The sequence below is a fragment of the Streptomyces albidochromogenes genome (assembly GCF_005981925.1).
Classification (GTDB): Bacteria; Actinomycetota; Actinomycetes; order Streptomycetales; family Streptomycetaceae; genus Streptomyces; species Streptomyces albidochromogenes.
In genome coordinates, this window is sequence record NZ_VBVX01000577.1 from 1 (window position 1) to 1,765 (window position 1,765).

Consider the following 1,765-nt stretch of genomic DNA (forward strand, 5'->3'; position numbering starts at 1 on the left):
ACGTCACACCGACCCCACACCCCCGGCGCGGCACGCGAAACCCGGCTCCCGGCACCCGTACCGGACACCCACCAGCCGAAACCCGGCAGGAAGCCCGCAGCCTCGCAGGCCCGCGGCCCGAAGCCCGCGGCCCGAAGCCTCGCAGGCCCGCGGCCCGCGGCCCGCGGCCCGCAAGGGGCGCCTCGACCGCGTCCTCGCCGCCTACACCCCGGGCTCGGCGGCTATGCGCCCGTCCTTGACCGCCGCCACCAGATCGCCGTGATCGGCTTCGGTGCGGTCCGCGTACGCCACCGCGAAACGCGCCACCGCCGCGTCGAACTCGTCGTTCTTCCCGCAGTATCCGGCGACCAGCCGGGGGTCGATGCTGTGCGCGTGCGCCCGCGCCAGCAGCGCCCCGGTCATCCGCCCGTAGTCGTCGAGCTCGCCGGGCCCGAGCGCCGCCGGATCCACGCTGCCCTTGCGGTTGCGGAACTGACGCACCTGGTACGGCCGCCCGTCCACCTCCGCCCAGCCCAACAGGTTGTCGCTGACCACCTGCATCCGCTTCTGCCCGAGCACCACCCGGCGCCCCTCGTGCCCGGCCGGCGGCACCTGGAAGCCGGCCAGCGGCAGGTACGGCGTCAGCGCCGACGCCCGCGCCTCCTTCACCTGGAGCACCAGCGGCTCACCGAGGTGGTCGAGCAGCAGCACCACGTACGACCGTGTGCCCACGCTGCCGGTGCCGACGACCCGGAACGCCACGTCGTGGATCGCGTACCGGGCGAGCAGCGGCAGCCGGTCCTCGGGCAGCGTCTTGAGGTACCCGCCCAGCGCCGAGGCGACCGCGGCCGCCTCCCGGTCCGGCACCCGCCGCAGCACCGGCGGCGCGTCCACGAAGCGCCGCGTCCCGCCGGGCCCCTCGGCCGTGGCCTTCGCGGCGAAGCGCGCACTGGTGTTGTTACGGGCCTTCTCCGAGACCCGCTCCAGCGTGCCGAGCAGATCCCGCGCGTCGGTGTGCGAGACGAGCTCCTCGTCGGCGATGGCGTTCCACGCGTCGAGCACTGGCATCTTGGCCAGCAGCCGCATCGTCCGCCGGTACGCCCCGACCGTGTCGTAGGCCGCCTGATGGCATGTGTCCTCGTCGACGCCGGTCTGGCGCCCGGCGAGGACCAGTGACGTGGCCAGCCGCTTGACGTCCCATTCCCACGGCCCGACGACGGTCTCGTCGAAGTCGTTCAGGTCGATGACCAGGCGGCCGCGTGCGTCGCCGTACAGGCCGAAGTTGGCCCCGTGCGCGTCGCCGCAGATCTGTGCGCCGACCCCGGTGACCGGCGTGCCCACCAGGTCGTGCGCCATGAGCCCGGCCGAGCCGCGCAGGAACGCGAAGGGGGAAGCCGCCATGCGGCCGACCCGCAGCGGCGTCAGCTCGGGGACCCGGCCGCGGCTGGACTCCTCGACCGCGCGCACCGCGTCGGGCCGCTGCACGGCGAGGACCAGCGAATCGTGCGACGCCCTGGGCACCCGCGACCGCAACGCCTTGCCCTGGGCCTTCGGCGACTCCCCGGACTCGCCCGCCTCGCACGGCGCGAACCCGGGCACCTCCGGAACCCGCCCGGACCGCACCGTCTCGTTCTCGGTCATGGTGCGCCGCCTCCCCGCCTCGCACAGCAGCGTCGCCGGCCTCCAGCCGCCAACATCAACTGCTCACGACCGTACCGCCGTCCCCCGACAACCGTCTCCCCCTGTGGACAACCCGAGGGACCCTGCCCGACGAACCCTGCCCGAC

At 74.5% G+C, this 1,765-nt stretch carries 1 protein-coding gene; it reads right to left on the bottom strand.

The window, feature by feature from the left end:
* Positions 1-201 precede the first annotated feature (201 nt).
* Positions 202-1,620 carry a DUF2252 domain-containing protein gene (locus tag E2E34_RS34000; protein WP_138905671.1) on the bottom strand — a complete coding sequence of 473 codons (1,419 nt, stop codon included), beginning with the start codon at positions 1,618-1,620 and terminating at the stop codon, positions 202-204.
* Positions 1,621-1,765: the final 145 nt, after the last annotated feature.

Coding starts and splice junctions, on each gene's coding strand:
- E2E34_RS34000 (WP_138905671.1), bottom strand. CDS start 1,620: ATGACCGAGAACGAGACGGTGCGGTCCGGGCGGGTTCCGGAGGTGCCC.